The organism is Neisseria dumasiana (assembly GCF_022870885.1).
Taxonomy (GTDB): Bacteria; Pseudomonadota; Gammaproteobacteria; order Burkholderiales; family Neisseriaceae; genus Neisseria; species Neisseria dumasiana.
On sequence record NZ_CP091509.1, the window covers coordinates 2,537,375 to 2,563,218 of the forward strand.

The 25,844-nt window shown below is 46.8% G+C and carries 35 protein-coding genes, 1 tRNA gene and 1 pseudogene; 15 read left to right on the forward strand and 22 right to left on the reverse strand.

Features of this window, described 5'->3' with window-relative positions; genetic code table 11:
* Nucleotides 1-6 precede the first annotated feature (6 nt).
* On the reverse strand, nt 7-1,140 hold the full coding sequence (carA, locus tag LVJ88_RS11760; RefSeq protein ID WP_085418171.1) for a glutamine-hydrolyzing carbamoyl-phosphate synthase small subunit: 1,134 nt from the start codon (nt 1,138-1,140) through the stop codon (nt 7-9).
* Nucleotides 1,141-1,557: 417 nt separating this feature from the next.
* Between carA and pilC the strand changes: the two genes are divergently transcribed.
* Nucleotides 1,558-4,785 (forward strand): PilC family type IV pilus tip adhesin, encoded by a 3,228-nt coding sequence (gene pilC, locus LVJ88_RS11765; RefSeq protein WP_085418170.1) that lies wholly within the window; start codon nt 1,558-1,560, stop codon nt 4,783-4,785.
* A 35-nt stretch (nt 4,786-4,820) separates the two neighbouring features.
* Here the strand turns inward: pilC and LVJ88_RS11770 are convergent, their stop codons facing one another.
* Nucleotides 4,821-5,474 (reverse strand): IS1595 family transposase, encoded by a 654-nt coding sequence (locus LVJ88_RS11770; protein ID WP_085417784.1) that lies wholly within the window; start codon nt 5,472-5,474, stop codon nt 4,821-4,823.
* A 152-nt stretch (nt 5,475-5,626) separates the two neighbouring features.
* Here LVJ88_RS11770 and LVJ88_RS11775 point away from each other — a divergent pair.
* A tRNA-Lys gene (locus tag LVJ88_RS11775) sits at nt 5,627-5,702 on the forward strand.
* A gap of 49 nt (nt 5,703-5,751) precedes the next feature.
* Here LVJ88_RS11775 and LVJ88_RS11780 read toward each other — a convergent pair.
* The 8 genes and pseudogenes from LVJ88_RS11780 to LVJ88_RS11815 form a co-directional block, all read right to left on the reverse strand.
* Nucleotides 5,752-6,744, reverse strand: a pseudogene (locus LVJ88_RS11780) (tyrosine-type recombinase/integrase); the annotation flags it as partial.
* Nucleotides 6,645-6,974 (reverse strand): helix-turn-helix domain-containing protein, encoded by a 330-nt coding sequence (locus tag LVJ88_RS11785; RefSeq protein ID WP_085418997.1) that lies wholly within the window; start codon nt 6,972-6,974, stop codon nt 6,645-6,647. The gene LVJ88_RS11785 and the pseudogene LVJ88_RS11780, both read right to left, overlap by 100 nt.
* A gap of 6 nt (nt 6,975-6,980) precedes the next feature.
* Nucleotides 6,981-7,304: a lipopolysaccharide heptosyltransferase gene (locus tag LVJ88_RS11790; RefSeq protein ID WP_233127659.1), complete on the reverse strand. Its 324-nt coding sequence runs from the start codon at nt 7,302-7,304 to the stop codon at nt 6,981-6,983.
* Nucleotides 7,279-7,506, reverse strand: coding sequence for a hypothetical protein (locus LVJ88_RS11795; protein ID WP_233127661.1), 228 nt, complete (start codon nt 7,504-7,506; stop codon nt 7,279-7,281). The genes LVJ88_RS11790 and LVJ88_RS11795 overlap by 26 nt, the downstream gene beginning before the upstream one ends.
* 25 nt (nt 7,507-7,531) lie before the next feature.
* Nucleotides 7,532-7,963, reverse strand: a complete 432-nt coding sequence (locus LVJ88_RS11800) for a hypothetical protein (RefSeq protein ID WP_233127663.1) — start codon at nt 7,961-7,963, stop codon at nt 7,532-7,534.
* Complete coding sequence (locus LVJ88_RS11805; RefSeq protein ID WP_085419000.1) at nt 7,956-8,720, reverse strand: nucleotide-binding protein; 765 nt, start codon at nt 8,718-8,720, stop codon at nt 7,956-7,958. The genes LVJ88_RS11800 and LVJ88_RS11805 overlap by 8 nt, the downstream gene beginning before the upstream one ends.
* Nucleotides 8,721-8,889: 169 nt before the next feature.
* Entirely contained in the window at nt 8,890-9,420 is a 531-nt protein-coding gene (locus tag LVJ88_RS11810) for a TrbM/KikA/MpfK family conjugal transfer protein (protein ID WP_085419001.1), read from the reverse strand.
* A gap of 108 nt (nt 9,421-9,528) precedes the next feature.
* Complete coding sequence (locus tag LVJ88_RS11815) at nt 9,529-9,711, reverse strand: hypothetical protein (protein ID WP_085390704.1); 183 nt, start codon at nt 9,709-9,711, stop codon at nt 9,529-9,531.
* Between the two features lie 153 nt (nt 9,712-9,864).
* Here LVJ88_RS11815 and LVJ88_RS11820 point away from each other — a divergent pair, with 153 nt between their 5' ends.
* Nucleotides 9,865-10,320, forward strand: a complete 456-nt coding sequence (locus LVJ88_RS11820) for a hypothetical protein (RefSeq protein ID WP_085390703.1) — start codon at nt 9,865-9,867, stop codon at nt 10,318-10,320.
* 1 nt (nt 10,321) lies between these two features.
* On the opposite strand, the gene LVJ88_RS11825 is transcribed toward LVJ88_RS11820, so the two are convergent.
* Together LVJ88_RS11825 and LVJ88_RS11830 are read right to left on the reverse strand one after the other, a co-directional pair.
* Nucleotides 10,322-10,624 (reverse strand): hypothetical protein, encoded by a 303-nt coding sequence (locus LVJ88_RS11825; RefSeq protein WP_085390701.1) that lies wholly within the window; start codon nt 10,622-10,624, stop codon nt 10,322-10,324.
* Nucleotides 10,625-10,908: 284 nt separating this feature from the next.
* A complete protein-coding gene (locus tag LVJ88_RS11830) occupies nt 10,909-11,184 on the reverse strand; it encodes a hypothetical protein (RefSeq protein WP_085419003.1) in 276 nt (91 codons plus the stop codon).
* Nucleotides 11,185-11,924: 740 nt separating this feature from the next.
* Between LVJ88_RS11830 and LVJ88_RS11835 the strand changes: the two genes are divergently transcribed.
* Nucleotides 11,925-12,140, forward strand: coding sequence for a hypothetical protein (locus LVJ88_RS11835; RefSeq protein WP_143773689.1), 216 nt, complete (start codon nt 11,925-11,927; stop codon nt 12,138-12,140).
* Nucleotides 12,141-12,158: 18 nt separating this feature from the next.
* Here LVJ88_RS11835 and LVJ88_RS11840 read toward each other — a convergent pair whose 3' ends face one another.
* Nucleotides 12,159-12,818 carry a S24 family peptidase gene (locus tag LVJ88_RS11840; protein WP_085419005.1) on the reverse strand — a complete coding sequence of 220 codons (660 nt, stop codon included), beginning with the start codon at nt 12,816-12,818 and terminating at the stop codon, nt 12,159-12,161.
* A gap of 110 nt (nt 12,819-12,928) precedes the next feature.
* On the opposite strand from LVJ88_RS11840, the gene LVJ88_RS11845 reads away from it, so the two are divergent.
* The 4 genes from LVJ88_RS11845 (at nt 12,929) to LVJ88_RS11860 (ending at nt 15,053) form a co-directional block, all read left to right on the forward strand.
* Complete coding sequence (locus tag LVJ88_RS11845; protein WP_085419006.1) at nt 12,929-13,153, forward strand: transcriptional regulator; 225 nt, start codon at nt 12,929-12,931, stop codon at nt 13,151-13,153.
* Nucleotides 13,154-13,951 (forward strand): hypothetical protein, encoded by a 798-nt coding sequence (locus LVJ88_RS11850; RefSeq protein WP_244694161.1) that lies wholly within the window; start codon nt 13,154-13,156, stop codon nt 13,949-13,951.
* A 515-nt stretch (nt 13,952-14,466) separates the two neighbouring features.
* Nucleotides 14,467-14,709 (forward strand): AbrB/MazE/SpoVT family DNA-binding domain-containing protein, encoded by a 243-nt coding sequence (locus LVJ88_RS11855; protein ID WP_054600260.1) that lies wholly within the window; start codon nt 14,467-14,469, stop codon nt 14,707-14,709.
* Nucleotides 14,706-15,053, forward strand: coding sequence for a type II toxin-antitoxin system PemK/MazF family toxin (locus LVJ88_RS11860; protein WP_244694162.1), 348 nt, complete (start codon nt 14,706-14,708; stop codon nt 15,051-15,053). Before LVJ88_RS11855 ends, LVJ88_RS11860 begins: the two co-directional genes overlap by 4 nt.
* A 43-nt stretch (nt 15,054-15,096) precedes the next feature.
* On the opposite strand, the gene LVJ88_RS11865 is transcribed toward LVJ88_RS11860, so the two are convergent.
* Nucleotides 15,097-15,570 (reverse strand): hypothetical protein, encoded by a 474-nt coding sequence (locus LVJ88_RS11865; protein ID WP_085418955.1) that lies wholly within the window; start codon nt 15,568-15,570, stop codon nt 15,097-15,099.
* 619 nt (nt 15,571-16,189) lie between these two features.
* Between LVJ88_RS11865 and LVJ88_RS11870 the strand changes: the two genes are divergently transcribed.
* The 7 genes from LVJ88_RS11870 to LVJ88_RS11900 all read left to right on the forward strand — a co-directional run bounded on the left by LVJ88_RS11870 (nt 16,190) and on the right by LVJ88_RS11900 (nt 19,104).
* Nucleotides 16,190-16,591 carry a phosphoglycerate kinase gene (locus LVJ88_RS11870; protein ID WP_233127648.1) on the forward strand — a complete coding sequence of 134 codons (402 nt, stop codon included), beginning with the start codon at nt 16,190-16,192 and terminating at the stop codon, nt 16,589-16,591.
* Nucleotides 16,592-16,663: 72 nt separating this feature from the next.
* On the forward strand, nt 16,664-17,110 hold the full coding sequence (locus LVJ88_RS11875) for a hypothetical protein (RefSeq protein ID WP_085418953.1): 447 nt from the start codon (nt 16,664-16,666) through the stop codon (nt 17,108-17,110).
* A gap of 1 nt (nt 17,111) precedes the next feature.
* Nucleotides 17,112-17,423, forward strand: a complete 312-nt coding sequence (locus tag LVJ88_RS11880; protein ID WP_143773686.1) for a hypothetical protein — start codon at nt 17,112-17,114, stop codon at nt 17,421-17,423.
* Nucleotides 17,424-17,481: 58 nt separating this feature from the next.
* Nucleotides 17,482-17,937, forward strand: a complete 456-nt coding sequence (locus tag LVJ88_RS11885; RefSeq protein WP_233127646.1) for a hypothetical protein — start codon at nt 17,482-17,484, stop codon at nt 17,935-17,937.
* Nucleotides 17,921-18,295, forward strand: a complete 375-nt coding sequence (locus LVJ88_RS11890) for a hypothetical protein (protein WP_085418952.1) — start codon at nt 17,921-17,923, stop codon at nt 18,293-18,295. The genes LVJ88_RS11885 and LVJ88_RS11890 overlap by 17 nt, the downstream gene beginning before the upstream one ends.
* Nucleotides 18,288-18,833, forward strand: coding sequence for a hypothetical protein (locus LVJ88_RS11895; protein WP_085418951.1), 546 nt, complete (start codon nt 18,288-18,290; stop codon nt 18,831-18,833). The genes LVJ88_RS11890 and LVJ88_RS11895 overlap by 8 nt, the downstream gene beginning before the upstream one ends.
* A 43-nt stretch (nt 18,834-18,876) precedes the next feature.
* Nucleotides 18,877-19,104: a hypothetical protein gene (locus tag LVJ88_RS11900; RefSeq protein WP_143773685.1), complete on the forward strand. Its 228-nt coding sequence runs from the start codon at nt 18,877-18,879 to the stop codon at nt 19,102-19,104.
* Between the two features lie 31 nt (nt 19,105-19,135).
* Here LVJ88_RS11900 and LVJ88_RS11905 read toward each other — a convergent pair whose 3' ends face one another.
* The 8 genes from LVJ88_RS11905 to LVJ88_RS11940 form a co-directional block, all read right to left on the reverse strand.
* Nucleotides 19,136-20,026 (reverse strand): zeta toxin family protein, encoded by an 891-nt coding sequence (locus LVJ88_RS11905; protein ID WP_085418950.1) that lies wholly within the window; start codon nt 20,024-20,026, stop codon nt 19,136-19,138.
* Complete coding sequence (locus LVJ88_RS11910) at nt 20,027-20,260, reverse strand: hypothetical protein (protein WP_085418949.1); 234 nt, start codon at nt 20,258-20,260, stop codon at nt 20,027-20,029.
* A 174-nt stretch (nt 20,261-20,434) separates the two neighbouring features.
* On the reverse strand, nt 20,435-20,650 hold the full coding sequence (locus LVJ88_RS11915) for a hypothetical protein (protein ID WP_085418948.1): 216 nt from the start codon (nt 20,648-20,650) through the stop codon (nt 20,435-20,437).
* Between the two features lie 37 nt (nt 20,651-20,687).
* On the reverse strand, nt 20,688-22,523 hold the full coding sequence (locus LVJ88_RS11920) for a DNA cytosine methyltransferase (protein ID WP_085418947.1): 1,836 nt from the start codon (nt 22,521-22,523) through the stop codon (nt 20,688-20,690).
* Between the two features lie 2 nt (nt 22,524-22,525).
* The gene (locus LVJ88_RS11925; protein ID WP_085418946.1) at nt 22,526-23,269 is read right to left on the reverse strand and encodes a phage Gp37/Gp68 family protein; all 744 of its coding nucleotides are present in this window, start codon (nt 23,267-23,269) and stop codon (nt 22,526-22,528) included.
* 15 nt (nt 23,270-23,284) lie between these two features.
* Nucleotides 23,285-24,283 (reverse strand): DNA-methyltransferase, encoded by a 999-nt coding sequence (locus tag LVJ88_RS11930; protein WP_085418956.1) that lies wholly within the window; start codon nt 24,281-24,283, stop codon nt 23,285-23,287.
* An 83-nt stretch (nt 24,284-24,366) separates the two neighbouring features.
* On the reverse strand, nt 24,367-24,666 hold the full coding sequence (locus LVJ88_RS11935) for a hypothetical protein (protein ID WP_085418945.1): 300 nt from the start codon (nt 24,664-24,666) through the stop codon (nt 24,367-24,369).
* Between the two features lie 96 nt (nt 24,667-24,762).
* Nucleotides 24,763-25,827 carry a relaxase/mobilization nuclease domain-containing protein gene (locus LVJ88_RS11940; RefSeq protein ID WP_085418944.1) on the reverse strand — a complete coding sequence of 355 codons (1,065 nt, stop codon included), beginning with the start codon at nt 25,825-25,827 and terminating at the stop codon, nt 24,763-24,765.
* Nucleotides 25,828-25,844 lie beyond the last annotated feature (17 nt).

Genomic DNA, 25,844 nt, shown 5'->3' on the forward strand with positions numbered 1-25,844 from the left:
AAAGCATTAAGCCGCTTTTGCCGCTTTGATGCTGTCGATAAACTTGTCAAACAGATAAGCCACATCATGCGGGCCGGGGCTGGCTTCGGGGTGGCCTTGGAAACTGAACGCCGCCCGATCGGTCAGCTCAATACCTTGCAACGATCCGTCAAACAGCGAACGGTGCGTTACTTTCACATGAGCGGGCAAAGTATCCGCATCCACTTCAAAACCGTGGTTTTGGCTGGTAATCATCACTTTGCCGCTGTCCAAATCCTGCACGGGGTGGTTGGCTCCGTGGTGGCCGAACGCCATTTTGCGGGTTTTGCCGCCCACCGCCAAACCTAATAACTGATGCCCCAAACAAATACCGAACAGCGGTTTTTTGCTTTCCAACAGTTCTTTTACCGCCGCAATCGCATAATCGCACGGCTCGGGGTCGCCGGGGCCGTTGGAAAGAAACACGCCGTCGGGATTCATCGCCAACACGTCTTTGGCAGGCGTTTGAGCCGGCACAACGGTTAAACGGCAGCCGCGCTCGGCCAGCATACGCAGAATATTGGTTTTTACGCCGAAATCGTAAGCAACCACATGAAACGGCTGTTCAGACGGCCTCTCAAAGCCTTTGCCCAGCTTCCATTCGCCTTCCGTCCATTCATAAGATTCGCTGCACGTTACTTCTTTCGCCAAATCCTTGCCGACCATGCTGCCGAACGCCGCAATCAATTCACGCGCTTTTTCCTCGGTAGCGTCCGCACCTGCCAGAATCGCACCGGCCTGCGCCCCTTTGTCGCGCAAGATGCGGGTGAGACGGCGGGTGTCGATGTCGGCAATCGCCACGGTTCGGTTGCGAACCAAATATTCCTGCAAACTTTCGCTGCTGCGGAAATTGCTGTGCAACAGCGGCAAGTCGCGAATAATCAAACCGGCGGCATGTACGGCAGCGCTTTCAGTATCTTCGCCGTTGGTGCCGGTGTTGCCGATGTGCGGATAGGTAAGGGTAACGATTTGTTTGCGGTAAGAAGGATCGGTAAGGATTTCCTGATAACCAGTCATGGAAGTATTGAACACCACTTCGCCGGAAGTTGTGCCCTCAAAACCCACCGACGTGCCGTGAAACACGCTGCCGTCGGCGAGCACTAAGATTGCGGGTGTCGTCATCATGATTTCCTATCGTATCTGCGGGTTTACCAAAGGCCGTCTGAAAACCAACAACCGTTATTTCAGACGGCCTCTGCATCCAATATCAGGTAAAAAAAAACACGCCGCACAGATGCTTCATCCGTGTTACGTGCTTTTTAAGGCAACCCGAAGTTGCCTCAGAAGCAGCATATTCTAAGCCAAATACGCCGTCGATTCAAGAAGCACACATACCCGCCTCCATAAACCCCTTTAACATCTGTTTTTCCCCTCACTCCGATTGTTTCATTTTTTCCATAATAGCAATCGAGTAAACTGTTGATTGCGTTAAACCGTCGAATTATTCCGCTCAAATATGATAAAATCACAAACATTTCCTAACAATAATCACATGATAGGCTGTTTCGGATACAGCTGCCACATGAAAGACAGCACATTATGAAAAAATCTGCTCCCCGTTTAAACACCGCTGTGCGCCCGATAATTTACAGTTTGCTCGCAGCATTTCCTTTATTGGCTGTAAACACGGCATCCGCACAATTTGCCGATACCCCGTTGCACCTGCAGCAACAAACCACCATTTCCGGCGGAGCAGGCAAAGTTAAGCCGAATGTGATGCTGTTTATTGATGATTCGGGGAGTATGGATTGGGCGCCGGCTGGCCGAAACCAACCGGGTAGAAAACGCATTGAGATAACCAAAGATGCTTTAAGCGCAGTTATCAATAAATATGGCAGCAAAGTTAATTGGAGTCTGCAAACTTTACATAATAATAACAATGCCAATTTATCTGGGTACACAGATCAACCCCATACTATTCTTCAACATATCAGCAGATTATCTCCCGATCATGGCACGCCGACTACTCGACGCTATTATGAAATTTCCAAAGATGTTAGGAAAAATACCTTATACCGTTGCCAGAAAAACTATATCGTCTTAATGTCTGATGGTGATGCTAACTTGAGTTGCAGCACCCCGCCTGCTCGTTTATTCCCTTGGAATCCCATTATCCCATCAAAACTAACTTTTACTTATCCGAGCGCTCAGTTTCCGGATGAGCAGAATTATTTCGGAAATGTAGATAGCCGGGGAAGATGCGAATATTCGCAAGCTTCGACAGGTCATTACCATACATTTTGGGATGGAAACAAAGGTTTACAGTTTTTCAGCAGAACTCTAGCATCCAAGGATTTCAAGACCACAGGAACAGACCTTGCAGGTAAAAGTTGGAACGGCGATCCTGCCGATCCCAAAGGCCCCGACGGCCAAAGCATCTATGCCAAACAAACCGCCCAAACATTTACCGTAGGCTTTGGCGAGGACTTAACCCGCGAAGGTAAAGCCTATCTTCAAAATGGTGCCACCAGACCGGAATGGTTTTTCGACGCATCCAACGAAGAAAAACTGGTTGCCGCCTTTGATACTATTTTTAGCGATATTGAAAACAACAGCTTAAACAACGCAGAAGAAGGTGCCGGCACCGCTGCCCCGGCAGTAACCGGCAACCATACAAGCGGCACGCCCAATACCGCCGTCAGCGTTTATCTGGATCCGCAATCGTGGAGCAGCCAGTTGCGGTTCTATAATATTAATACAGCCGGCCGGGTAGATACCGCCTTCAAACTCCCTTATTTCGGCGAACGTAAAACATTAATCAGCACAGGAAAAGCAGACTCTTCAGGTAAAAGCGTATTTTGGGCCAATAACGTCAGCCATCTGAACAATGCCGATTTCGCTATCAACAATCCGAGTAAAGCCGGCGAATGGAGTTCTTCTCTGCTGCCGTGGACTATCCGCAGTAAAGATGATGCGCAAATTAAAGCCGACACACAAAACAGCCAAGTGTACCGCAACCGCAACCTAGATGCACAAGGTAAGGCAGTCAGCGGCAAACGCGATTTGGGAGACATCTTAGATAGCGGTATTGCCATCATCGGCGACACCGACGGCAGCAACCAACATCATCAGGAATTTCTGTTAACGGCTGCCAACGACGGCATGGTTCACCTGTTCCAACGTGTACCCCAAGTAAACCATCCTTATTCGCTGAAACTCAGCTATATCCCCGCCGGCATGGAACGGGATAGCGGCAACGGCGGCGAAACTTTAGGCAAAACATTGAAAGAAGTGGCTCAAGAAGGATATGGAGCAGCTCATCCCCACCGTTATATGGTTAACGGCGGCTTCGTTGTACGCCGCACACCGTTGAGCAGAAACCCGGCTGTAAAAGGCCAACAAATTGTAATGTTCGGCGCGATGGGTCAGGGTGGCCGAGGAGCGTATGCCCTGAATATTGGCGGAAAAGACCGTGTTACGGGTCAAGGCATCGGTTTGAGCAACAATAACCCTACATCATGGGATAGCAGCGTTCCTTTATTCGAAACAGAAAAAGGGACCAACAACACCCTCGGCTATACCGTAGGAACACCGCAAATCGGACGCGTGTCACTTGAACGCATTCCCGGCCAACAAGTAAAAACCAACGAAAAAGTGCGCTACGGTGCATTCTTATCCAGCGGCTACCGCAAACAGGACATCAACGATAAATCCAATGAAACAGCCCTATATATCTACGATTTATTGGGGCAAGAAGCTTCTACCGGAGAAAAAAACGGCAATAAGGCCGGATCGTTGATCAAAAAAATTACCGTACCCGACGGGGTAGGCGGCTTATCCAGCCCTACCGTACTCGATACCGATTTTGACGGCATTATCGACGTAGCTTATGCGGGCGATTACGGCGGCAGCATGTACCGTTTCGATTTACGCGGCCAAACACCGGATAACTGGCAAGTACATAAAATTTATCAAGGTTCACCTTCACAACCCATTACCGCCGCACCTGCCGTTTCGCGCAGAGGCATTAATCGGTATGTGGTTATTTTCGGCACCGGCAGCGATATTTACCAATCAGATCTTAAAGATACCCGCCAGCAGGCCATATACGGTATTTTCGAAGATTTAACTCCGCCCAAAGACAACTCTCCATCCCAAGCACCCACTACGGTAACCAATGCTGAGCTTCTTGAACAAACCATCACGCTCAAAGAAGTCGAAGGAAACCCATACCGTTTCTTAAGCAACAACCTTATCCAACCGACGCATAAAGGTTGGAAAATCAACTTGGGCAGCACAGACGGTGAACGTGTGGTCGTCAAACCTTCAATGATTTTGCGTACAGCCGTATTCAGCACACGCATTTATAAAGCAACCGAAACACGTTCCAGCAACGGCGGAGATTTGTGTATCCCCGACAAAACAGAAACTTCTACGGAAAGTAAAAGCTGGATCTTAGCCGTCAACGCCGAAACCGGCGGAGGTCTGAAACAAGGCGATGCCCGCTTGAACTTCTTAAATAAAGTAGTACAAACAGGCGGCTACTATGCCAACGGCCAACAAAAATCAGGCATCGTAAGTTTTACCTATATAGATCCTGTTCAACTTGCCAAAAATAGCCCGGTAACGGCAGACGGAGACAGCGGTGGCAGCGGAACCGATGCAGAAGTTGACGGGGAAGGAAGACCAGTTAACCGATCCACTCCCAAAAACCAATGTTTTGCGAAAAAAGCCGACCGCAGCCTTATCACCAACCAAGGAGAGTCTATCGGTGTAGCCGGCAGAAACTGCGGCATCAGAAGGATCAGCTGGCGTGAAATTTTCTAAATTAACTTATTGAAAGGGGCTGAAGTAGATTAGCCCTAAACACCACACCAAAGCCGCAAAGTTTTTAACTGCTGCTTTGGTGTCCCGAAGTTAAAACGAAACTCACATTCTTTCAAGAACAGAGGAAAAGATTTTCGGTCAATTCCGTTGTATTTGCGCAAGACACGTTTCGCCTGATTCCAAAAATTCTCAATGCCGTTGATATGGTTGTGTCGGTCGGCAAACTTTTTGCTGTGATTAATCCTGTGATGGTGAAAACCGCTGACATCCAACACGTCGTAACTGCTCAGGCAGTCCGTATAAACTACGCTATCAGGTGTAATTTTCCTTGTAATAACAGGAAATAAACTTTCCTTTCGGGCATTATTCACTACAACCGTATAAACCTTACCTCCACGTTTAAGGATACCGAAAACCACCACTTTACCTGCTGCTCCCCTACCGCGCTTTCCTTTACGCTTACCGCCGAAATAGCTCTCATCCAATTCTATAGTGCCCTCAAAAACCTGATCTGCTTCCAAAGCCAAATGATGGCTGATAACAAGACGGATTTTACGGTAGAAGAGAATAGCCGTATTGGGCTGAATACCCAAGATATCGGCAGCAGAACGTGCGGTTACCTCCAATACAAAATATTCAAGCAGTTTTCTTTGCAGACTCTTCTTTAACTTACAGTGGGTTATCTTCATTTTGGCAGCCTATCATGACTGCTAATCTACGTCAGCCCCTATTGAAAATAATATGTTGGTTTGGCAGTTGCTTGAACAGCCAAACCAACATCAATGAAATCATTAAAAATCTTGACAACCAGTTAATTTAGATTTATTATTTAATTCCTATCGGGTCGTTAGCTCAGCTGGTAGAGCAGCGGACTTTTAATCCGTTGGTCGAAGGTTCGAATCCTTCACGACCCACCAGCTTTTCCAAGCCTAAACAAACGTTTAGGCTTTTTTCTTTGCCACCGCCTATCCTGGGGTGTGCCGAATTTGTGCCGAAACCAAGACCGACACCGTCCAATACAGCCGCATGCTCATGCAAATGCTCGGGAGCAAGATGCGCGTAACGCTGCACCATACTGATGCTCTCCCATCCGCCCATCTCCTGCAAAGCAGCCAGTGGAACACCTGATTGAACCAGCCAACTTGCCCATGTATGGCGCAGGTCATGCCACCGAAAATCGGTAATACCTGCTTCAGTCAACGCATTTTTCCAAATCCGTGAACTGATGCTCTTGACCGGATTGCCGTTTGGATAGGTAAAAACAAATGATGGGTGTTTACCCATCTGCCTTTCCAATACTCCGAGTGCAGTCTGATTCAACGCTACTCCGATTGAGCGACCACTTTTGGCTTCATCAGGATAAATCCATGCCGTTCTACGGTTCAGATTTATTTGCTCCCATTTCAACTCCAAAACATTTCGCTGGCGCAATCCTGTGGCCAAACTAAAAACCGCCATATCAGACAAATATTCAGGCAGGGCGACTATCAATTTTTGCGCTTCTTCTCGCGTTAACCACCGGATTCGCCGTTTAGCTTCCCGATACAACGTGATTTTGGGTACATCATCTAACCATTGCCACTCCTTCGCTGCTTTATTCAAGATGGCACGGATCAATGCTAGATAGCGGTTTTTGGTGCTGTCGGAACAAGTCATACCACCAACGACGCGCATAATAAAATCACGGTTCATATGGTGCAAAAATACCCCTTTGAATTGGGTCAATCCGCGTAAGCGGCTGATGTCGTCGTTGATACTTTTCTTTTTACCTCCTTGCTCTTTAATCCATCTGACGGCTGCTTCCTCCCACAACCGTTCGGGTTTCTGTCCCATGTATCGCTGCTGCCATAACTCATATTTCAGTTTGTCGTGCAGCTTTTGGGCCTCATCCCTGCTTTTGGTGCCAGCAGATTGTCTAATTCTGCGGCCGCATTTCGTTGTGATGTCAACGTAATAAATACCGTTTTGTCTTCTGTAAATCGGCATTTTTCTTCACTCCTACTTTTGAGCGAAGCCTGCAACTCCTCATTTTCCAAACCACGAAGAAATGCGTCAAGTGCAGACTGGGTTATACAATATTTACGACCGGGCTTGGATGCTACTAATCTGCCCTCTCTGATATGTTCCCGTATTGTTTCCGGGTGACACTTGCAGTATTCAGCAGCTTCTTCAACATCATATGTACTCATAGCTGTTCACTCATATACTGTTTCATACACCGTGTACGTTGCTGTTTTCAGAAATTCTGCCAGCTTTCCAATGGCAAGATGCCGTTTTATTTTTGGCTCAAGTATCAAAAAGTCTTTGCTCGTAACGTAAAAAAACAGGCAGTGGAATCTGCCTGTTTCTGTTTGTACCGGTAGCAGCCGGTAGTGCGGGTAGTTGTTTTCCGGCGGAGTAAAGCCGGGCGGGGCTTTTATAGTTTGGATTACCGGAGTAGCTTCGCTTAACATAAATACGCCTTCATAAAAAGTAAGGAAAGACTTTAGATATTCATAAATCAACGTTTGAACGGTCATTTTTTCCGTCGGATGCTTTTGAATAAATTGCAAGCCAAGAACCTAACACCATAAATGCAAAAATTCCGCCGACTAACCACATCTTAAATGTTTCACTGCCCCAATCTGATTCTCCATTTGCAATGCTTAAAACACTGTCTAATAAAACAATAGTAAAAACGATGCCCGCCAATAACATAACAAGGATTATAGCAACTCTCATACTTTACTCCCTATACCAATAATGTTTATTTAAGATTCAAAACTACTAAAAGAAGTAGTAATCCTATACCCCATGCGGCAGAAACAAAAATCAACAGCTTTTTAAGACGGTCTATAAAGGCTGTATTAGCGTTCTCTACATCCCGAATAACACGTTCAGAAACCGAGGCATAAACACGATCTTCAGTTTCTTCTATCCTACTGTTGGCTTGCTGTGCCAGCTCAACCAAAAGCTGTTCGCGGTAGGTTTCAAGTTTTGCGGCGGCTGCCGTGATGTTTTCGGCATGGGCGGCAATAGCTTCGGCGTATTGCTCTTGATGAGATGAAAGCCCGGCGAAAGCGGTATCAAACATCTGTTGTTGCATAAGAAGAACCGCCATTACCGGATCATCTTTGGAAATACGAAGACCTGTAAGGCGGAATACTTCAGAGATGATGTGGTCAGTTTCACTACTCATCGGCCGCACCGTTTTGCTGATTCACCCAAATGGGAAGATTTTTTAGTTGTGCGAATAAGTCGCGTTTTACAGTACGCAAGCGTTGGCGTGGCATGATGCCCCAATCTGACGATGCCTCAATTTCAGCAAAGGTTAGATTTGCTGAAGTCATAGCCTGAATATCTTTTTCGTAAGTATCAGGATTACGATGCGCGACTTTAATAACTCCAATAATCTTGGACTTATTGTCTTTATAAACCGAAAAATCAGTGAATACCTTGTTATCGGAAGATTTAATAGCACCGTTATATTCATTCAACCAAACAACAACATCTGCATCAATGGCATTGATGGTTTGAGATAAACCTACAACACAATCTTCCAATGCTTGTCCGCCCATAATCGGCACATGGAGAATCAGACGCACACCGTTTTCTTTCAGTAATTCGTCCACATGGTTTTCAGCCATGTAACTCATTAGTGGTACAAACGTTGCTGCCCCGTTATCCACTACTGCAATGCCATCAGTTTCAATTAGCTTTTCAATCAAACCATCAAACATACGGGTATCAATAGTATTGTCTGCTGTAAGGATGTTAATGATTTCAGGTTTCAGTGAAGCATACCTGCTAAAAGTTTGGTTTACCGGGTCGGTATCGAAGCAAACAACTGGAACCTCATTTTTTGCTTCAGCAGCCAAATATTGGGCAATAATCATGGCTGTAAACGATTTACCAACTCCACCCTTGCCCTGGACAATCAAATGTGCTTCTTTCATTTTATTTCCTTTTTTAAAACGGCCTATCGACCAATCTTTTTACACATTAAAAAACGCCTTAAGTCAGGCGCGCTTTAGTCTGTAAAAAGACCGGCGGAGAATGCTAACTCCGCCGGTTGAAGTTGCTCCGGTAGGGTTGGATGGAGGAATGCAACCGGAGCCGAGTGAACTATTTCACATCTACCCAACGCCCGCCTTCTTTTTCATTGCCGACATATTTCACTTTTTCGCCCACGGTTGTCCAACCGTGTTCAAAGTAGGCTTTACAGTAAGATGGTTTTGCATTGCGGATATAGCTTTTAGTCACATATTTGTAATCCCAATCGCTGCGCCGCCCGATTTTGTCGGGGATTTTTTCTGTATAAGTCACACGGTTAACGCGATTAAGCTCGGCTGCATCGCAACGGCCGGCACCGTTGACCAATGCGTCAATCAAGCCGGGCATATTTGCTTCATTACTGCTTGGGCACAGATTTAAAAAATTACGCCGCGCCTCTAATGTTTTGTGAAATTTTTTGTGCCGGATATCGAAATAACGCTTAATTGATGCCGCACATTCATGGGGCCGGTCGCCGGTGGATAAACACAAAATGGCTTCACACGCCAGCTTGGTGTCGCCGGTCAGTACATCTCCCGCTTGAGCAGGGAGAGATGTAAAAATAGCGGCAGATGCCGCTAAACTTGCAAAGAATTTATTCATCAACACATCTCCAATTGACTTAATTCCACAAGAAAAGGATAATCGCCATACCCCTATGGTTTTATCCCTTTTAAATTAAACAGGCCGCTTTGGAAACAAAGCGGTTTTTTATTGCCACTTCACAGCCTGGACTGTGTAGCCGGTTCCTTTTTCGGACTGCACGATGTTGGCGCAGGCATCGGGATCGTTTCCCCGCATAAACAGATCAACCTGCTTTGACGCAGCCTCGAGCGAATCATAAGTGCCGATTACCGATACCGGCACAGGCTTACTGATTTGTATATTGAACATAGTCGTTCTCCTTTTACATAAAAAAGTTGGTAAATAAAAAAGGCCGTCTGAAAATCATGGTTTCAGACGGCCTTTACGGTAAGGCGGGCGTTTCAATGTCCGTGTTAAGATTGGATTTCCACGTCTTCTCTTTACACAAAACAGGAAACGCCCATGAACATTGAATGGATCAGCTTGATTCTGTCGCTGTCTGCAATCGTTTTAAGTTTTATCAACTACCGGCACAGAGTAAAGCCAAGCATAAGAATTGTTTCGGTAACAAAAGGTTTTCATGAAGACATAATCGTTATAGAAATGGAAAGGCTCAAGCACGGTTATCATTTTTACAGTATAAAAACAGCCTGTATGGAAAAATGTACGATTATCGACTACGGGCAAGGCATTTACAGTCCGAGAATCCCCGTCAATCTTCTGCCGAAGAAGAAAGAAAACTTAGGTTATTGGATAAACCCCAAGTCGTCTTCAGATGACGAATCCTGCCTTTTTTGGTTTGCCGTGTCCAAAACCAATAGAGACCGTTGGCTTCGCTTGAAATTCAAAAGCGTCTCATTTCCTTATAAATCAAGCTGCTCGATTCCCATAATAGAAGAAGAGGTTTTAATCGTATAACTTAACGCCAATAAACAAAATTATTGCTGCACAGGTAAGCAGTTTTGCCATATTCTCCGTTGAGCGGAAAGTCGATTTTTTTGTCCATGACCTCACAACGGTTTCTTTGCCGAAAAACCTCCCACTCTTTTTCATCATGCCATTCGTGCAGAGCAAAAATAACGAGGGAAATAATGGTAAGAAATACGGTAGTGGCGACAAGTCTGGACTCACCGGCCAAACGGTCGTCGATATAAGAGTTAAAAATAAGAAAAAGAACAAGGGCAACAACATACGATGAAAAATAAACCCAATCGTGAAACATCGACAGCTCCTTATAAATGCAGAAAAGCGGGCCTTCCACCCGCCCGAACCGGTATCGCGAGGTCTGTAAGCGTCTTCCCACCCCTTTCGGCCGGAGCAGGTCGAACTCTCAAAGGCTGATTGATGCGTTAACGCCCTGCCACAGGCGAACTATGGTGTGCGAAAAAACATAACGGAGGCCACACCCGAGCCGCTTGCTGCATCATCCCTGCCGAACGGGAATCAGCCCTAACCTCCGTTATGGTGAGGCCGTCGGAAAATCATCTTTCAGACGGCCTGCTAAAACTACTTAAAAAAATCTACGAATTGCGCTTTGAAATCAGCAGCTTCTTTTTTAATATCGATATCGAGTTCCTTAATCAGCGGGGAATCGAGCAAGTACCATGCAAACTTGTGTCGATAACGATTAGCCGTACCGGCAAGAGCAATGCTTTTTTCCACATGTTCACGGTTCATGTTGTAAAGCTCTTCGCCTAATGCTAAATAATCGCCAACTTTCTGTTCATAGAACACTGTGATCTCGTCGGCTTTGTCTCGCAACAATCTTATTTCATCTTTCATAAAATGCTCCGCTATCACTCATGCTAAATATCCACAATATAAAAAATTACCTAAGTTAGTTACTTGAGCAAATTAGGTGTACAATAGGAGATACCCACAATGAAGCCCGCTTTTTCAAACGGGCTTGGGTCTGGGTACAGACCTAAGACGGTGTGTGAGACCGTCTTATAAAGAGTGTGCATTATCGGCACACTTAGGGCGGTAAAGCCCTGAATCTGCCCGCCAAGAGGCAGCCTCAAAAAATCAGTATGTAGTTTGGAGCTTGTCCGTAGATTATCGCTCCGCATCGGGGATACGCCCCGATTGTCAAATACGTTCAACAGCCGCCTGTTACCGGACGCCACTGCGCTACCCGGATGCGCGGCTTTTCTTTTTTTAGGCGGTTGAATGTCGCCTGCAACCGTTTGTGCGCCCACCGTTCCGGTGGTTTTATTTACCCAAAGGCTCGAAGCCTTTTCTACGCCTACCGTCCAAAGTTTTAGTGATGTCTGCACATTTCAGTCAATAATAAGCATGAAGACTTAGACGGCTCCGAAGGCCGGTTGCTACTTTCCGATTTGTTAAAGAACGGTTATTGCTTGATTGGAAATATATCAAATGATATACAGAATTGCAAATGCAAATGTATCAAATGATTAACTACATTCAGTAAAGTTTTGTAATGAAATGATTTTTAAAGAAATGCTCACAGAATAGCTTGTCAATCATGGCTCGTTTACAAACTTACTGGAGATATTGAAGTGAAAATTCCATTCAAAGATGATTATTTCTCAAGGTATCTAGTCGACAAGGTTTTTGTATTTTCTATTGATGATGAAGGAATGATTAGCATTAGGGAATTAAAAGATGATGCTTTAATTCTTTTGCCTGAACAAATTCCTGAAATGATCCAGGATAGAAATGTAGTAGATGATGAACTAGCAAATAAGATTCTCTTAGCCTTCAGCAAGAGATAAAAAAACTCCCCTTGTGTGTTACGAGGGGAGATTCCTTTGGATGGCAACAACTTGACCGATAATTTGAATTAAAGAAAGATTTTCATAGGAGGTGGCAATATCAGGGTAAAGTGTTTTATCTGCGCTATCGTTTGCTATTTTCACATCATTACCTAGTAAAAAGAAAAAACGCTTAACACTTACAATTCCATTATTAAAAAAAACATAAACACCTGAATTAGTTATATTTTTCTTTTTTGTATCAACTATTAAACTATCCCCTTTTAAAATATTGGGATACATATTTTCATCTGACATCTCATATTGAAATAGGTTGTTTGGGTCGAGATTCCGTTCAACAGCCCATTGCTTAGTCATGATGCCTTCATTCAAAAGTACAATTTTATAGCTACCATCACTCTCGTCTCCCACTATATCTACAATGGGTATCAAAGATGAACCATGTGAAAAATTTGTATCTTCAGTATGGTGAGGTAGATCAAGATAACCTGAAGGCAGCTTCAAATTCGCTTCAATTCTCCTTGCCAGCTGCTCGCCTAAATTTCTAACAGGGTTAGGTCCAATTATATGATTCAACTGATTTGGTGTGAGGTTAGCTGCTTCCGCTAAGGCACGCTGACCTCCATACTTTTCGGATAATAATCGTAAATTATCCCGTCTAATCGCTCTAGTATCCATCTTTTAAATTTATCAACATCCTATCTTATGATAAATAATCAAATGATATATTTAGTTTGCTGATACAGTTATCATTTGATATATTTATTTTGTTAAACAAAGGAACAAAGATGAAGTTATCTGAATATCTGAGAAAAATGCCTAGAGGTTACAGGTTTGAGTTGGCAAAAATTTTAAAATGCCATCCTGCATACATTTCACATATATCTACTGGTTATAGAAAACCTTCTCCACAAATGGCAGTGGATATTGAGAAGGCCACAAATAATGAAGTATCTCGTTATGATTTGCGAGATGATGCTGAGCATATTTGGGGCAAACGGCAGGAAGCATAAATGCTCATCGCTGATTTGCGCCCTCATTTGACTAATAAATTCGTCCAAGTCTATGACGAGTTTATGCCCGTGTGCGCGCATGATTTTCAAGCGGCATCGTTTCTATCCAATCTGTTTTGGTGGAGCGATGTGGCCGATAAAGAGCCGAAGCGGTGCGGCTGGCTCTACAAGACAGCTGCGGATTTGAAGCAGGAACTCGGTCTGACACGGCGCGGCTATGAAAAAGTACGCCGCACCCTGCTTAAGCTCGGCTTAGTGCAATATCGGCGCGGCGGGGTACACGGCAGAATGCACTGGTATCTCAACCGCGAGGTTCTGTTGGCCAAAATCTGCGAATTGCGGGGCATTCCCGTTCCCGAAAAGAACAGCCGCCACCACTACGACCGAGATAATTACCGCCTGCCGAAATTCATTCCGCTGGATTTGTGGCATAACTATTTGGATATGCGGGCTGGAGCGGGCAAACCGGCCAGTATGGGCGCAAAGAAAGCCGCTATCAAGCAACTGGCGGCACTCCACAATCAAAATCTCGATCTTCGTCCGATTATGGAGATGACCATTCTCAAAGGCTGGCTGGGCTTTTTGCCGCCCAACCAAAAACAAACCGGCAGGCCGTCTGAAAGCGACCTGAAAGCACAGGAAGAACGCACGCAACGTGAATTGGAAGCGGCTGCAAAAGAGCGGCAGCGCGATGAACAGGCGAAGCGGAAGCCGGACAAACCACCGCCGGAAAATTCGGCAGATTATCAGGCGATACAGAAATATTTAGGCAAAGGCGGTATGAAATCAGGCAAATAAGACCTGATGGTGTACCGTGTCTTACTATTACCTAAATGTCCTAAATAAATGGTTTTCACCCTGCTTTTGAGCGATTCAAAGGCATTTTGATACGGTCGATGCACTGCATTGGCCGTTTTTTTATGCTATTTTCGTAAATTCGGGTATTGATGCCGTCTGAAACCGTTGGTGTCCGTTTTCAGACGGCCTTTTCTATTTCCAAAATTTATCTAATAAAATCATGTCTTTGTACATATTGAACAAAGTACACTGTACATATTAGACAAAGTTCTTTGTACGCTGAGGACAATATCTATACAGAGATCACATCAGAGACCACTTACAGATATTAATAAGGCCATTCGGCCTGATGATTTTTTGTGCAAATTATTTTTTAATTTGGAAATAAACGTTTAAGTCATTTAACGGGAAGAATATGCACGTTTTTTGTGGATAAGTTGGTTTTGGAAGGCATATTTTTGACACCCAAATCCAAAGTATCTACAATGTAGATACACGTCAATGGGAGTATCAGTATGAAGTTACAGAAATGGGGAAACAGCGCGGCAGTACGCTTTCCCAAAGAGATTATCAGCCAGCTCGGTTTGCAAATTGGCGATGAACTGCAAACCGAAGTCAGAGGGCAAACGATCGTGATTAAGGCAGTGAAACGACCACGATATAAGCTGTCGGAATTGCTATCAGAGATGCAAGGTGATGCCCCTCGTGCTGAAGGGTGGGAAGAAATGCCGGATGTTGGCAAGGAGATTGCCGAATGACGTATATCCCGGAAAAAGGCGATATTATCCATCTTCGATTTGATCCTGCATCAGGAAAGGAAATGCAGGGAGATCATTTTGCTTTGGTGGTATCGGCCAAAGCATTTAACAAAGCGATGGGACTGGTTTTTGCCTGTCCCATTTCACAAGGCAAAGCCGAAGCCGCTAGGGGAATGCTTTCCAGCCTGCTCGGAGCCGGAACCCATACTCAAGGTAATATTCATTGCCACCAGCTCAAATCTCTTGACTGGAAGGCACGAAAAGCAGCGTTGAAAGAGAAGGTTCCCGATTATGTGGTGCAAGATGTTTTATCCCGCATTGCGGCTATTTTGGAACTTGATTGAAAAATGGTGATTGGGGCCGTCTGAAAAATTCAGACGGCCTTATTTACATCAACTTTTTCGCATCAACTTCAGAAGGTTTAAATTCAAATTTCCGTGGCTCACCCGGCTGAGTTTCAGAGGATTCTGAATTAGCCGCATTTATTGGCTTAACATTGCCAGCGATTTTTACAGTTTGTTGGGCTACATCTAGTTGCGTTTTTTGCACTTCTTCTTGCTGCTGATTTTGTGCCGAGGAATCCTCGGTTATCTCCGGTTTTGCCGAAGACACCTGACTAGGAAATTTCGGATTCTGCTGCACAGATTTTTTTTCATCAGTTTCTGTCCGGCTACGGATAAACCAGTTTAACGTAGTCATCCCCACCGAAACGTCATTCATCTTCAAAAAATCTAGTATTTGCTGCTGGGTGTAACCTTGAGATTTAAGCAGCAGAATATCTTCTCGGTATGGTTCCAGCTTTGAGCACCTACCTTTTTTCTGATGAGCTTGAATAAATTCGGCTGCTGATATTTTCGGCATACTAATCCTATCTAATTATTATCTAAATTCATCTAATAAAGTCTATATTCATCTATAAATATACCAATTAATATCTATTTTTGTCTATATAAATATCTAATAAATACCAAATAATATCTAACATACATCTATTTTAATCTAATTAATGTCTATATAAAACTATTTATAACTAATATAATCTAAAATTGCAAACGTTACTATCTAAGTCCACGCGTATCTCACCCCTGATAAAAACGCAAAACTTCCCTAATAAACCCATTTTCAAACTAGACGCAGGATAGGCAACGAGTGCCAAAAACACCGCTAAACGGTGTATTCCGCCAAAGGCGGAAACGCCGCAAGCGGCTGTCCCGTAAACAACCATCGGGGGCGGTCGCCGCCGTGTTGTCTCCTGATGTCTAAATTTCAAAGCGCAAAAAGTCCAGACCAAGACGAGTGTCTTTGCACGTCTTCCACCTTTTCCACCACGCCGCTAAGGGCGCACCGGACAAAGATGAAAGCCGCACAAAGCCAGTCTGGACTTTTTGCGCTTTGAAATTTTTAACGACATCACAACACGGCGGCGACCGCCCCCGATGGTTGTAATTATTGTTAATTATTTCACATGAAAGGAATGACTATGGGATTGGACATGTACGGCTACACCATGCGTGCCGAGTTTGCGGGCGACCGACAAACCGATGTGATGCCAAAAACTGATGAAGAGCGCGAGCAGGCGCAGCTAACCGATATTGCCTATTGGCGCAAATTCAATCATCTGCATGGTTGGATGGAAGAGCTTTACAGAGAAAAAGGCGGGCAAGACGAGGTGTTTAACTGCCGCACGGTAAGGCTGGAGTTAGCGGACTTGGTACGGTTGGAGCAGGCGTTAGAAAACGACGAACTGGAATATACACCGGGCTTTTTCTTCGGCGGCGAGGAGGTATACCCCGAAGATATAGAGGATACCAAGAAATTTATTGCAGCCGCCCGCGAAGCCATAGCAAACGGCTTGGCAGTCTTTTATGACAGTTGGTGGTAATCGTTAACCAAGTTTCAGACGGCCTGTTGAGGCCGTCTGAAAAAGCAGAATATATAAGAAAAGGAAAAAATCATGGGATGGATAGCATGTCATACCGCAGGAAAAAACCTGAAAGCGGCATTTGAAGATTGCTGGTACACCCTAGAGTGGGGTTTGGGCTTATCGAAAGAATACGAACCTGCAATGTCCGAAGACCTGCGCTTCTTTATTGCCGATTACCGCATCAAAGGCCGCAGGCTGACCCTGCTGATTCAAAACCCGAAGCACCCCGACCATCGGGAAATCGCCTGCTTCCTGATTGACCTCGACAGGAAAAACAGCGAATTTTTCTATAAACAAGTGGGCTTTGCCGACGGCTTTTCGGAAGACTTCCCGATGATGAAAACATGGGCAAAAGAATTGTTGGACAAACAGGGAAACTGCAACGCAGGCGACGAATGGGTACGGGGGCGTTTCAGCGAGTTCAGCCGCTACCTGTCCGACGCATACATGAAAACGTCCAAATCGGGAGGCATTTAAGATGGGTACACGTTGTTATATCGGCCGTCCGAATCACAGACAGGAGGGTTGTCTGATAAAGCTGACACCTCAGAGCAGAAACTGTATCCGCCATTTCTTTCAGATTGTGGATGAAATGACATTGGAGCGCGGGATGGTGTGCAGTATGCCCTTGGTCTTAACCGAAAGCGGCCTGATGAAAATCAAAAGCGATATTAAAAACAGGCTGTTCAAATACCTTGCTTGGGCTGAAGAAGAAGGTTTCTCTGAATATTACACCGTTCAATCTGCCATCAATAACGGATTTTGCCGAATCCGATTGTGGACAGACTGATTTTTGCAACAAACGATTCAGACGGCCTTTAGGCCGTCTGAAAAGAAAGGAAGCAGCGATGAAATACCACTTTCAATATGGATATACAGGTACGCGCGAGATGGTCATTTTTTTAGATGAAGCAGCATTAAAAGACAACATATGGGCTGATGATGATGGAGATATACGGGTTTATCAAGATTTAACGGTTACGTTCGATATAGACCGCTATTTACGGCTGATGCAGCTTCTGAAACCCCTGAAAGAAATTGATGCCGGATTTGGACGGGTGCAGATGACAGCGGATATTGAAAGTAAGAGCGCGGCCGAAACCTACAAAATACGCGGCACATTTATAGAAGTTTATTACAAGGGAGAGTTGAATCTTGATGCGAGATGGTGGTGCGATGGTGCTTTGATTGATTTTGGCGTTTATCTAAATATGCCGAATCAGTTTTATACCGACCCTACGGCATGGTTTGAGCAGGAAATAGCAGGCAAAGGCATTAAAAATCATTATGAAAGCGGGGTATGAAATGATGTTTTGGGATGATGTGGCAGACGATTTCAACCATTGGGTTCACTTGTTGGAACAACTTGGCGGATACAGTTTTATCAACTTCGAGCAGGATGTTTGGGAGATGGCGCGGGAGTATAAAGAACCTCCGCATATAGGCGACATCCGCCAGCATCTGCTACTGGAGCGGCTCAGACAAACCATAGAAGGGCGTTACTGTTTTTTACCTGTGGAATATAGCATTAATGCGATGGATACACATCTGTATGTCAACGGATACAGCGTTGCAACCTTATCCGATTTTGACAGAGCGTTAGGGGGATATTGCAGGGAAAACGACGTAACGATTACTGAAAAAGGAGATAAACATGAATGAAGTAAAAAACTGTGTAGAGAATACGGTGTCTCTGTTTGAAAAACTCGAACCGCATGAAATGCGTGAAGCTTTTATGGCTTTATGGAGGAATACCGACCGCCTGAATGCAGCTTTGACAGCAGACGACTGCATAGAAATTTTTGCTTCGTCCTTAAAAGGCAGTTCGGATTTTACTTACGATTTACTGGCGCAAACATGTGCGGATTACGAGGTCGGCACAATGACAGAAACATTTGCATTATTGCCCCGACCAACGTATGACAAGCTGTTTTCAGACTGTTTGAAAGGGGATATTCCTCCCAATACAAGGCTGGATACGGTAGCTTTAACTAATCTGCTGATGCTGGAAAATGTCGCCAATGTTGAGGCCAGCATAAGAAATGGTTGTATAAGAGCAACACATTTTATAGGTTCAGACGGAAAATTTATCTATGATACAGGAATTGATGATGAAGAAAATCTATGGAAAGTTGAAGAATTTAGGGAAGCCTACCCTAAAACTTGGTGGACAATCGAGCAAGTAATCTTTAATTTTTGATGTGGCAGGCCGTCTGAAAGAGACGGTTTCAGACGGCCTGAATATGGCAGGAGGGAAGCCCGTTTGTCAAAATCCAGCCCGCAGCAGCCCCGTTCCCGGCTCCGTACCTCCGCCCGAAACGTCCCCACGCCCCCAAGCCGGACTTGACCATGCCGACCGCTCCGGCACCTGCGGCAACCTACGCAACCGGCAAGCCCAAGCCCGACTTGCCCCCTCCTGCGGGAGGATTATTGTTATTACCGTTACTTCTTTGTTGAAACATATGAAGTGAAGAAGGCAACCTGAAAAGGTTCCGGCGGCTTTTAACGTTCGGGTTCGGAGCCGCCCAATGAAAGATGCCGCTCTTTAATTTGGGCTAACAAATTCCCATAAAGATTAATCCGTGCCTGCATCTGTTCGGCAGGCGAAAGCCCTTTGATTACGGCTTCGCCCGCCTGTATTACTTGCTTTTGGGCAGGGGATAAAAGATGGGTGTTCTTTTGAAAATCCGCCCGAATCTTCCCGAGTTCCCGCTCATTGCGGTGTAGTTCGTAATCGATGGCCGCACCGGGCATCTGTCCGACGTGGATACGGTCGTCAAACACCAAACCGTCCCTGTTATATACCCTGAAATGATCGGCTTTGCCTGATAGAAAAACGGCATCCGCATTTTTCGGCAGCAATTCCACCACCAAATCATGATGCGCTTTATCGGTGTATCGGGGCATTTCGCCTAACAACACCATTTGTTCGTATCGCTCGAGCGTGCTTTGCCAGCTCACTTCGGCAGGGGTGGTTTGGATATAGACGGCCGTTTCATAACCGTGGCGGCGCATATCATCTAAGGTTTTCATCGGCACGTCGGCTGTGCGAAAAGTACCCTCGACACTCACGTTATATCCTTCAGCAAGAGCCTTTGCTATAACCCTTTCTGTCATCATTCCCGAAAAAGCGGCCGTATATTTGGGAGCATCCTTGCCATATTGAGCCTGAATATCGTCAAAATCAGGATGGTAGCGGCGGAACTCGTCACCGTTGATAACCAAAAGATTGCGGTTGAGTTCGGCCCTGATTTTTTGAACCAAGTTGGATTTGCCCGCCCCGGGTTGCCCGCCCAATACAAAACCTTTGGGCAAAGAAGAAGGACGGACTTGTGTTTCAGACACCAAGCCGTCCCAAATCATTTCAAAAGCAACATCTTCTTGCTTTGTCATCTATGCAGCAGCCTCCAATTGAGGCTTCGGTAATGTTGAATATTTCTGATAAAGCGCATTGCATTCATCCGCTATCGTCTGAAAATCAATATTTTCGGGAACGGAATCATAAAGGAAGCTGCGTATTTCTACGATCCTTTGCTGATCTGCCGTCCGTTTTTCCGTGCGCGGGGTTTTGCGGGCAATCAACGCCTGCACCGACGCTACACGTTCGATCAGTGCGTCTTTTTGCATCAATGTACACATGGTTTGCCCTTTCTTTCTCTGTATTCCGGTTTTGGCATTATATCATACAGATGCCTAATCATCTGAAAACAAAATGATTTATAAGATTGTAAAATAAAGGTAATTACAAATACAAAAAGCCCTGCCGCCATACAAATAATGTACGGCGGCAGGGCTTAAAACTCAGCGGTAGGGGGGCTGAGTATTGTTGTCAGTCGGTTTCTCAACCTTGTTGTGTTTAATTGGTAATGTGGCTTTATCGGTGTTTTCTTTCAGATTTTGGCTAACAACTACAAGATATCCCTCAATCGGCGGCAAAATCACACTTGCAGCCGGAAATGCCGATACTTTCAAAGAAAGTCCGCATAAAACCACGCCAATAAATTTTCTTGCTTGCATACATACTCCTTTCCTTATTGAATAAAAAAAGCAGGCATCAAGCTGCCTGCTTCTCATATCTGAACATTGCGTCAGGGTTGTAGTTGGCACGAATCAGTGCGGCCATCGGGGGTGGCGACACCGAGTTACCACACATCCGCACTTGGGCGGTTTTGGTTAAAGGTCTGCCGGTATGGTCTCTGTCAAAGACGTAATCGTCGGGGAAACCCTGAGCTTTATAAAGCTCCTTCGGTAACAGCATACGCAGCGTAATATCTACTATGTAATGGGGCACGCCCTTCACATAAACCGTTACCAAAGCCAATTTATCTTTTGTCGTTATGGTATCCATCGGAGCCGATAAGTTGCGGGCATCACCATTTCCGTAATAATTGATCAGGAATGAAGCAACCCTAAGCGCACGTTCTTCCGTGTCTCCCAACTCGCAAACGGCCAACGATGTTTTACCGCCGCCACCATCGGTCATCACCGTACCCATAGGTGCGGCAATGTCGCTGCCGGTGCTGGCTCCGAACTGGCGTATTAAGCAGGCTGATACCAGTTGTTGCTGGCTGCCGCTGTTGGTAATCGTCGACATCGGCTCGGTTGCGTCTTTGCCGTGTACGGTGTTGAAGCCGCCGTTTGCCTGCATCAGATATGCGGCGGCTACGGCGTGTCCGCCGCTGCCGGAGGCGGTTACTGTGCCGAGGGCATCGGTAATATCACGGCTGCCGATACCGCGCCGTTTGTTTTCGCCGCTACCTTCTCCGTAGGCAGCGTTAACCAGCACCGCTGACACCAAACCGTGCCGGTTTTCAGTCGTTTGTGTTTTCAACGGCGCAGACATATCGGATGCCCTGCACTCGTTATTCTTCGGAGCATGATAATGGCTGATGATGGGGGCTAAGGCCGGAACCGCCAACCCCAAAGCATGGGCACCACCGGCCGGCCGTTTGGGATTGCCGCCGCTGGTAATGGTGGATAAAGGTTGATTAATGGAACACCCTGCGCTGTCGCCACGAAATTTGACGATAAAAGGTTCGGGGTTGTCCAGGACAAACTTTTTGATGCCTTTGGCAATCCGGCGCATGGTGGCTTCGGCCAGCGGCTTTTCGCGGTCGAATATGGATTTACCGGGAACGGACCAATCGATACATTCGGCGGCGGCCCGCCATTTCTTCTGTCCGGGCTTGGGATTTTTAAAATGGGTAGCTTCCGGCCACACTATCGGCAAACCGTCTCTCCGCGCAACCATAAACAGCCGTTTGCGGGTAGTGGGTGCGCCGTAATCGGCGGCAACCAGTGTACGCCACTCGACAACGTAGCCCAGTTTTTCCAACTCACGAACAAATTTCTGCCACCGCTTCCCCGTCTGTTTCGGATCAGGAACCAAGTATTGCTGTTGCACCGGTACTCGTTCGCCGGGAGCCGCCACGGTTTTATCCAACTTTATGACACGCCCCGTAGCCTTGTCGCGTTTGGCCACCAACCGGCCCCAACGGGTTATCTGTTCGACGTTCTCTAATGTGATAACATCAGGACGAACTTGTGCCGCCCATCTTTTACCCGCCCAACTCAATGAACGGGTTGCATTGTCACGCGGCTGGCCGCCTGCGGCTTGGCTATGGTGGGTACAATCCGGGCTGAGATGCAGCAGACCGACAGGACGGCCGCGACAGGCCAAATACGGGTCAACTTCATACACATCGGTTTGATAATGTATCGTCTGCGGATGGTTGGCGGTGTGCATGGAAATGGCTTGTTCGTCATGGTTAACCGCAAAATCAACATAGAGGCCGGTGGCCTGCTCGATGGCGCAGCTTGCTCCACCGCCCCCGGCGAACAAGTCGCCGATTTGTTTGTATCTCAAGTCTAGTGTGTATTGTTTGGTCATTTTTACTTCCTGTTCAAAGGCATGGGAAATTCCTGCCGGACACTTCCGTTGAGCAAACAACCGTTGGCACGCTTACTGCGCTTCATGCCGTCTGCTCCCCAGCTGCCCCATTGTTTGAAGAAAAACGCGGCTCCGGCAGTCTCGCATTGCCGCCGGATGTTATCTACCCATGCAGACTGCATCTGCCTTGCTTTTGAGCCTGATTCCCCGCCGACGATAACCCACTCGATGTTTGTAAGGTTTAGAGACCCCAAATCTTCCAGCAGCGGTTCGCAGGAAATAAAGCGGACGGTTGCCGGAATGTTTCTCAGCAATTCAATCCGGGGCAGACCGTAACGCCGGTCTTCCACCGATACGCCGAGCCATACGTTTTCGGGAACGGTTCGCGTAGCGAAGTATTCCGCCATTCTTTCCGCCCGTTTGGTCAGTACCTGATAAGTGTGCTGCGGTGTCTGCCGGACGGTTTCAAAGATACGGTCGATGTAGGCAAACGGTACGTTTTCGTGAAACGTGTCGGACATGGAGTTCACAAAATAAACCGCCGGCTTTTTTCTGCCGGCGGGTTCTCTCAGACGGCCTTCCATCAGGGTAAGGGTAAAACCGTTTTCATAGCCGGGCGTGTTCATGGACTGCAAACGCTTCGCCATTGATTCGGCGTAACAGTTTTTGCATCCGGGCGATAATTTGGTACAGCCGGTTATGGGATTCCATGTACGTTCCGTCCATTCGATATTGCTGTTGGCCATAAAATTCTCCCAATATTAAAAACCGATTGCCTGCTGTGCCGTCCGTTGTTCGTGCAGATTGACAAAGGCAGGATTCAATTCAATCCCTATCCATCTGCGCCCCAGCCGGTTGGCCGTTTCCGCCACCGTGCCGCTGCCCGAAAACGGATCAAGCACCACATCACCCGAGCGGGAACCTGCCAAAATACACGGCTCGATCAGTTTCGGCGGGAAAGCCGCCAAATGGTCGTGGCGGGTGGCTACGGTGGATACCGGCCATACGCTGCGCTTGTTACGCAGCGGCCGGGCAGGTGTGTGCTCACGGTTACTGCGGTGTTGGGTTGCACGTTGGCCGGGATTCGGCATTGCCGTATATTTGCCTTTCGTCCGGCAGAAATCATTTTGTCGGTTTGCACCGGGGCGGTCGTAACTGTCCGATGGCTCCCGGATGGCTTCGTGATCGAAGTAGTAACGGCTGTTTTTGGAAAGCAAAAAGAGATATTCGTGTGAGCGGACGCAGCGGTCGGTGACAGATTCGGGCATCGGGTTGGTTTTGTGCCAAATGATGTCTTGGCGCAGATACCAGCCGTCGGCCTGCAAAGCGAGGGCGACGCGCCACGGAATGCCGATCAGGTCTTTGGCTTTGAGGCCGTCTGACAGCGGCGTGCTTTTCAGACGGCCTGTCAGTTGGGTGCTCGTCTGAAATGAATCTTGATATCCGCTAAACGGGCTGCCGTCGGCATTACGGCCTTTGCCGCTGCCTGCATAACTGTCGCCGAGGTTGAGCCATAAGGTTCCGTCATCGGCCAATACTTCATACACCATACGGAACACTTTCACCAAGTTGACGACGTACTCATTCACGGTCGGCTCCAAGCCGATTTGTCCGTCACAACCGTAATCACGCAAACCGTAATACGGGGGTGAGGTAATACAGGTTTGGACTTTCACGCCTTTTTGGGCCAGCCGGGGCAGCACAAGACGGCAGTCGCCGGTAATCAGACGGTCATTGTCAGAGTGGGCGGAAGATATCATGACTACACCTTTCATACTCGAAAGGCAGGCAGGGACAACTCCCAAGCCTGCCTTTGTTTATATATGGAACACCATTTGCCGCTTTAATTCTTGCCGCTGTTTTCCATTTCATTTTGCAAACGGTCAATTTCCGCTGCAATCAGCGCACCGGCGCGGACGAGATTTTCAATCGGGCTTTGCGGTTTCCATGTATTTTCACTCCACGGCCATCCACGCGGGCATTTGTCGGATTGTGTCGAGGCGGCTTTCGCATAAGCCAATGCCGCATCTACCAGCTCACCGTTACGATAGGCCATGTCTTTTTGCGTGGTGAAACCAAGATCATCGATTTGATGGCAGCGTTCTTCTGCGATCAGTTCCACGCCGGAAAGATTAGTCTTCATAAAAGCTCCTTATATAGAATTAACGGACTACGCCGTCTGAAAAAAAAGATGCTTCCCGACAGGAAACATCTCTCTAAAAAAACGCTACTGTGCAAATTACCGTGATATGTCGTTATCTTGTCTGTCTTGATCGTGTTGGCTGAATTGCTGTTGCTGCTTATCGTGTGCAGGCTTGATGCCCTTAACGGTGTCGTACTGGTTTTGCGCTTTGGTATCAAACGATTGCCCGGCCACTTCTTTTGCCAGTTGGCTGATGATGCGGGCTTCGGTTTTATTGCCCATCTTATAAAGCTCTTTGGCTATTAGGCCGTATTGCTCCAGGACAATACCGCGCGTCTGCATGGTTTCCCGTAAAAAAGGATGCTTGGGGCGGTCATTGTTTTTCAAGGCTTCTATCAATTCAACGGCCTGCTGCTTTGCAACATTGGACAACGCACCACGTTGGCGCATGGCCCGCAACAGGCTGTTTTCCGGTTTTTGGGCTTTGCCCCGGTGTATGCGTTTTGTGGCCGCGCACATCACGCCTTCTTCGCGCAACTTTTCTGCAAACCGGACACGCCATTCAAACAGATCGGCTTTGCGCGGATTGAGCCGCTGCCCGAACTCGTCGCGCATCAACACGTACAAGTGGACGTGGGGGTGTTTCGGTTCGTCGGGATCGTGGCTGTCGTGGTGCAGGCCGAACACATATTGATGCCCGGCAAATTGTTCGGCAGCGAAGTTGCGGGCGGCATTCAACACCGCGTCCGGCGGTGTGCCTTCGGGCATGGATAAAACGATGTTCAAGGCTTCTTTGTGCTTGCTTTCCTCGGGGATACCGAGTTTGCGCCAGTCGTCTGCAAAATCCATGACCGCGCGTTTGCCGATCAGCTTTTCGCCGGATTGCGTTTCCAGCGGCACTTCGCCGTTTCTCGAAACATAATCCAAATGGTTGCGGACACCTTTCATACCTTTGGAGTTGTTACTGAGCCGCTTGGGGATTTTAACCATCACTTCGGGATGTTTAAGTGCGGCGGCGCGCAAGTTGGCCAAACCGCTGCCGGGCTTCAACGGCTTGGCGTTGCTGCGGCGGCTACTGCCGAAATACAGCCCGCCGTCTTTTTTGGCTTTGACGGCACGGGTTTTATAGCCCAAAAACCAATCGTCTATTCTACGGTGCATCGATCTACGCTCCTTAA

Coding starts and splice junctions, on each gene's coding strand:
- LVJ88_RS11870 (WP_233127648.1), top strand. CDS start 16,190: ATGGGATTGGACATGTACGGCTACACCATGCGTGCCGAGTTTGCGGGC.
- LVJ88_RS11850 (WP_244694161.1), top strand. CDS start 13,154: ATGCTCATCGCTGATTTGCGCCCTCATTTGACTAATAAATTCGTCCAA.
- LVJ88_RS11810 (WP_085419001.1), bottom strand. CDS start 9,420: ATGAATAAATTCTTTGCAAGTTTAGCGGCATCTGCCGCTATTTTTACA.
- LVJ88_RS11940 (WP_085418944.1), bottom strand. CDS start 25,827: ATGCACCGTAGAATAGACGATTGGTTTTTGGGCTATAAAACCCGTGCC.
- LVJ88_RS11915 (WP_085418948.1), bottom strand. CDS start 20,650: ATGCAAGCAAGAAAATTTATTGGCGTGGTTTTATGCGGACTTTCTTTG.
- LVJ88_RS11855 (WP_054600260.1), top strand. CDS start 14,467: ATGAAGTTACAGAAATGGGGAAACAGCGCGGCAGTACGCTTTCCCAAA.
- LVJ88_RS11880 (WP_143773686.1), top strand. CDS start 17,112: ATGGGTACACGTTGTTATATCGGCCGTCCGAATCACAGACAGGAGGGT.
- LVJ88_RS11830 (WP_085419003.1), bottom strand. CDS start 11,184: ATGAAAGATGAAATAAGATTGTTGCGAGACAAAGCCGACGAGATCACA.
- LVJ88_RS11860 (WP_244694162.1), top strand. CDS start 14,706: ATGACGTATATCCCGGAAAAAGGCGATATTATCCATCTTCGATTTGAT.
- LVJ88_RS11845 (WP_085419006.1), top strand. CDS start 12,929: ATGAAGTTATCTGAATATCTGAGAAAAATGCCTAGAGGTTACAGGTTT.
- LVJ88_RS11820 (WP_085390703.1), top strand. CDS start 9,865: ATGAACATTGAATGGATCAGCTTGATTCTGTCGCTGTCTGCAATCGTT.
- LVJ88_RS11840 (WP_085419005.1), bottom strand. CDS start 12,818: ATGGATACTAGAGCGATTAGACGGGATAATTTACGATTATTATCCGAA.
- LVJ88_RS11865 (WP_085418955.1), bottom strand. CDS start 15,570: ATGCCGAAAATATCAGCAGCCGAATTTATTCAAGCTCATCAGAAAAAA.
- LVJ88_RS11910 (WP_085418949.1), bottom strand. CDS start 20,260: ATGCAAAAAGACGCACTGATCGAACGTGTAGCGTCGGTGCAGGCGTTG.
- LVJ88_RS11875 (WP_085418953.1), top strand. CDS start 16,664: ATGGGATGGATAGCATGTCATACCGCAGGAAAAAACCTGAAAGCGGCA.
- LVJ88_RS11885 (WP_233127646.1), top strand. CDS start 17,482: ATGAAATACCACTTTCAATATGGATATACAGGTACGCGCGAGATGGTC.
- LVJ88_RS11790 (WP_233127659.1), bottom strand. CDS start 7,304: ATGACCGTTCAAACGTTGATTTATGAATATCTAAAGTCTTTCCTTACT.
- LVJ88_RS11770 (WP_085417784.1), bottom strand. CDS start 5,474: ATGAAGATAACCCACTGTAAGTTAAAGAAGAGTCTGCAAAGAAAACTG.
- LVJ88_RS11920 (WP_085418947.1), bottom strand. CDS start 22,523: ATGACCAAACAATACACACTAGACTTGAGATACAAACAAATCGGCGAC.
- LVJ88_RS11795 (WP_233127661.1), bottom strand. CDS start 7,506: ATGAGAGTTGCTATAATCCTTGTTATGTTATTGGCGGGCATCGTTTTT.
- LVJ88_RS11785 (WP_085418997.1), bottom strand. CDS start 6,974: ATGAGTACATATGATGTTGAAGAAGCTGCTGAATACTGCAAGTGTCAC.
- LVJ88_RS11895 (WP_085418951.1), top strand. CDS start 18,288: ATGAATGAAGTAAAAAACTGTGTAGAGAATACGGTGTCTCTGTTTGAA.
- LVJ88_RS11900 (WP_143773685.1), top strand. CDS start 18,877: ATGGCAGGAGGGAAGCCCGTTTGTCAAAATCCAGCCCGCAGCAGCCCC.
- LVJ88_RS11935 (WP_085418945.1), bottom strand. CDS start 24,666: ATGAAGACTAATCTTTCCGGCGTGGAACTGATCGCAGAAGAACGCTGC.
- LVJ88_RS11890 (WP_085418952.1), top strand. CDS start 17,921: ATGAAAGCGGGGTATGAAATGATGTTTTGGGATGATGTGGCAGACGAT.
- LVJ88_RS11825 (WP_085390701.1), bottom strand. CDS start 10,624: ATGTTTCACGATTGGGTTTATTTTTCATCGTATGTTGTTGCCCTTGTT.
- LVJ88_RS11905 (WP_085418950.1), bottom strand. CDS start 20,026: ATGACAAAGCAAGAAGATGTTGCTTTTGAAATGATTTGGGACGGCTTG.
- LVJ88_RS11930 (WP_085418956.1), bottom strand. CDS start 24,283: ATGATATCTTCCGCCCACTCTGACAATGACCGTCTGATTACCGGCGAC.
- LVJ88_RS11805 (WP_085419000.1), bottom strand. CDS start 8,720: ATGAAAGAAGCACATTTGATTGTCCAGGGCAAGGGTGGAGTTGGTAAA.
- LVJ88_RS11925 (WP_085418946.1), bottom strand. CDS start 23,269: ATGGCCAACAGCAATATCGAATGGACGGAACGTACATGGAATCCCATA.
- LVJ88_RS11800 (WP_233127663.1), bottom strand. CDS start 7,963: ATGAGTAGTGAAACTGACCACATCATCTCTGAAGTATTCCGCCTTACA.
- LVJ88_RS11815 (WP_085390704.1), bottom strand. CDS start 9,711: ATGTTCAATATACAAATCAGTAAGCCTGTGCCGGTATCGGTAATCGGC.
- pilC (WP_085418170.1), top strand. CDS start 1,558: ATGAAAAAATCTGCTCCCCGTTTAAACACCGCTGTGCGCCCGATAATT.
- carA (WP_085418171.1), bottom strand. CDS start 1,140: ATGACGACACCCGCAATCTTAGTGCTCGCCGACGGCAGCGTGTTTCAC.